Here is a 2,934-nt window from a genome sequence, read left to right as displayed (position 1 = left end):
CCAGAGGCAGCGGCCATCAGAAGGTGAGCCGCTCCGGATCGTCGATGGTGATGAGCCAGTTGCCCACCTTGCGGAAGAGCGGGTTGGGCTCTGTCCCCCGTACCCGCGCCTCTACCCGGTAGATGCCGGCAGCGGAAGGGTTGCGCACATTGGAGAGCACCAAGCGGATCTCCTGGCCGGCGGCAATGGGTTGACGGGCCACCACCTCCAAAGAGCGAAACTCCTCGTCCCAATACACTTCCGCCAGCTCCACCGGCTTGCCCTCCACCTCTAGGCGTACATTCTGGGGATCGATGACGGCATCAAAGTTCCTGTCCGCGCTAATCTGCACCTCCGCCACCGCCACATCCTGCGGTGGGATCTTCAGGCGATAGCGATCCAGCCGACCGCGAATGCCACGAAAATCCAGCCGATAGCTGAGGACAGGCACCCCCTCGCTGCCCGTGATGACAAAGCCCGACTGCGCCTTTGCCAAAGGGGATAGCGCCCCTACCAACAAGCCTGCCAAAATCAGCCTCGTCCCCAGCCGGGCCAAGCGGAGGCCCCACGAACGCTTCACTGCTCTCAACACCCAAACCTCCCAAAAGACTTCGGCATAAGCACCGCTTCCTGCCGACCGAGCAGGCAGCAAGGCCATGAACATGGAATCGAGTTGCTGTCCATTGTAAGGGGGTGGGATCCCTTCTACCGAGAGCGCTCAGGGCCCAACAGGATGCGGAGGTGCGCAGTTTTTCCCCGCTACCGGAACCTTGCAGCCCTGATGCTCTGCAACGTCCGGGAGCTGGTGGGATGGTGGGAGGATCACTTAAAGAAACTGAGTACCCCCACCCCGATCACCATCAGCACCCAGAGCAGGGATCCTACCAAAATGACATTCTTGGCCCGGCTCCAGTCGCTGGCAGAGCTAAAGAGCACCGGCACCGCCACCACCAACAGCAAGCTGTAAAGCACCAACACCAACAGAGCAATTTGGAAAATGAGCATCATCTTTACGGATCCCTCACAAAAGTCTTGTCTTGGATAAGGGCTCCCGACAACACCGGTCTGCCCAACCCGAGCCGGCTCGCTGCACACCGGCGGCGGGGTAGAAAGGATAACGCTCTGACTATACCAAAACTGGGATCCCTCTCAAGGCCAGATCCGTCGGGGCAGCCGATGGATGAACTACCTAGATACAGACTGCATTCGGAAAGGGTTGAAGTCGGTTGCCACGTCAAAGTAGTCTTCCTGTTCCTGTTGCTTCAGCCAGCCGGTGATGGCGTAGGTCAGGGGCGTACAGACTGCCTCAACGGCACACTTGAACACGTAGTTGGAGACGATGAGGCTCATCAGACCGGGAAACACCCCCCAGAAAGCGATGAGAATAAACAGGCCCGTGTCCACCGCCTGGCCCACCAAGGTCGAGCTGATGGTGCGTGTCCATAGCCAGCGTCCCCGCGTCCACACCTTCAGGCGCGCCAGCACATAGGCATTGGCAAAGCTGCCGCTCCAGTAGGCAATCAGGCTGGCCAGTACAATGCGCGGGGTAAGGCCGAGAATCTGGTTGTAGGCTTCCTGGTAGGGCCAGTCGGGGGCTGCCGGCAGGGATCCCACGATCATCAAGGTTACCGACATCAGGGCCGCCGAGAAAAACCCCAGCCAGATCACCCGCCGCGAGCGGGCATAGCCATAGACCTCTGTGAGGATGTCGCCAAAAATGTAGCTGAGAGGGAAGAGGATGGTGCCGCCATCGAAGGTAAACGGCCCCAAGAGCACGATCTTAGTGGAGGCGATGTTGGAAATGAGCAGCACAGCCACAAACAGGGCCGTCACCGCATCCAGGTGCCGGTAGGCGCGCTCAGACATCAGGATCCCCCTAGAAGTTTGCGGATCTGCCGTAGTTCTTTGACAATCAGGGCCAGGCCCTGACTGTGCCGTTCCACTTCGCTGGCAAGTTTACGGATCTGCTCTTCCAGGTTAGCGCTATAAGATTCCTGGCGCTCCAGGCGCTGGTTGAGGTTGGCAAGCCGCGTCACCACTTCCCGCTGGATGAGGTTTTCCGTGCCTTGGATGAGCAGCGTCTCGATGGCGGTGAGCTTGTTCAAGAGTAACTGGGTGTTGGTTTCCGATCCGGGCTCCAGAGCAGCCGCCGGGGTCACTTGCAGGGCCTTTTGAATTTGGGCCAGAAGGGCTTCTGCCTCAAAGGGCTTTTCAATGAAGTCAAAATCGACAAAAGGCTCAGGGATGCGGGCTGTTACCTGCTCTTTCATCCCCGACATGATGATGACGGGGGTATTCTTCAGGCTCTCTTCCTGCCGGATGGCCTGCAATGTGTCATAGCCGTCCATCTTGGGCATGACAAAATCCAGCAAGATCAGGTCGGGGTGATGTTTTTTGGCAGCCTCCAAGCCCGCTAGGCCATCTTTGGCCTCCAGCACCTGAAACTGGTCAGCCAAGATGCTGGCCACCATCTTGCGGATCATGATGCTATCGTCAATGACCAACACCGTCTTGGCTGTCATGCTCGGGCGCTCCCTTTTCCCAATCCGTTCGACCTGCTCAGCCCCTTCCTCCAGTGCATGGGGCATCGGGGACGTCCTTCCGGGGACACCAATAGAGTACTCTCCCTCTTAGGGAAGTGGGGTGTGACTAGCAACTTACAGCTCCAATTTCGCCGATTCTCCCAAGGCCCAGAACTTGCCGGTTTCCCATCGCTGCCTTGCTATAATCTAACGTAAACAAACATTAAGCATTCGCACCTTGCAGGGTTATGAGCTTACAGTTGAGCTCCGAGCTGTCGCTGCCGATCCCATCGCCGGTTGGAGAGGCGGCCTACCGTGCCTTTCAGTGGGGCAAAAATCTCTTTGGCTTTGCCCATAAGGCTCTCTCCACCCAGGCTTCGGAGCTGATGCTCTCTGTGCTCAGGGAGCTGCAAAGTTTTTCCTCTGGGAAAGC

Annotated in this window: 4 protein-coding genes and 1 pseudogene; 1 reads left to right on the top strand and 4 read right to left on the bottom strand. The window is 58.1% G+C overall.

Features of this window, described 5'->3' with window-relative positions; all coding sequences use genetic code 11:
• Positions 1–16: 16 nt before the first annotated feature.
• The 4 genes from NW863_RS05575 to NW863_RS05560 all read right to left on the bottom strand — a co-directional run bounded on the left by NW863_RS05575 (position 17) and on the right by NW863_RS05560 (position 2,501).
• Positions 17–643 carry a DUF2808 domain-containing protein gene (locus NW863_RS05575; RefSeq protein WP_414365074.1) on the bottom strand — a complete coding sequence of 209 codons (627 nt, stop codon included), beginning with the start codon at positions 641–643 and terminating at the stop codon, positions 17–19.
• A 158-nt stretch (positions 644–801) separates the two neighbouring features.
• The gene (gene psbZ / locus NW863_RS05570; RefSeq protein WP_011429012.1) at positions 802–987 is read right to left on the bottom strand and encodes a photosystem II reaction center protein PsbZ; all 186 of its coding nucleotides are present in this window, start codon (positions 985–987) and stop codon (positions 802–804) included.
• Between the two features lie 177 nt (positions 988–1,164).
• A complete protein-coding gene (locus tag NW863_RS05565; protein ID WP_414365073.1) occupies positions 1,165–1,845 on the bottom strand; it encodes a queuosine precursor transporter in 681 nt (226 codons plus the stop codon).
• Complete coding sequence (locus NW863_RS05560) at positions 1,845–2,501, bottom strand: response regulator (protein WP_414365071.1); 657 nt, start codon at positions 2,499–2,501, stop codon at positions 1,845–1,847. Before NW863_RS05560 ends, NW863_RS05565 begins: the two co-directional genes overlap by 1 nt.
• A gap of 248 nt (positions 2,502–2,749) precedes the next feature.
• Here NW863_RS05560 and NW863_RS05555 point away from each other — a divergent pair.
• Positions 2,750–2,934: pseudogene (locus NW863_RS05555) on the top strand (SAM-dependent methyltransferase); the annotation flags it as partial.

The organism is Synechococcus sp. B60.1 (assembly GCF_047462555.1).
In the GTDB taxonomy this organism is placed as follows: Bacteria; Cyanobacteriota; Cyanobacteriia; order Thermostichales; family Thermostichaceae; genus Thermostichus.
This window is presented reverse-complemented; position numbering and strand designations above follow the sequence as displayed.

Coding starts and splice junctions, on each gene's coding strand:
- NW863_RS05575 (WP_414365074.1), bottom strand. CDS start 643: ATGTTCATGGCCTTGCTGCCTGCTCGGTCGGCAGGAAGCGGTGCTTAT.
- psbZ (WP_011429012.1), bottom strand. CDS start 987: ATGATGCTCATTTTCCAAATTGCTCTGTTGGTGTTGGTGCTTTACAGC.
- NW863_RS05560 (WP_414365071.1), bottom strand. CDS start 2,501: ATGACAGCCAAGACGGTGTTGGTCATTGACGATAGCATCATGATCCGC.
- NW863_RS05565 (WP_414365073.1), bottom strand. CDS start 1,845: ATGTCTGAGCGCGCCTACCGGCACCTGGATGCGGTGACGGCCCTGTTT.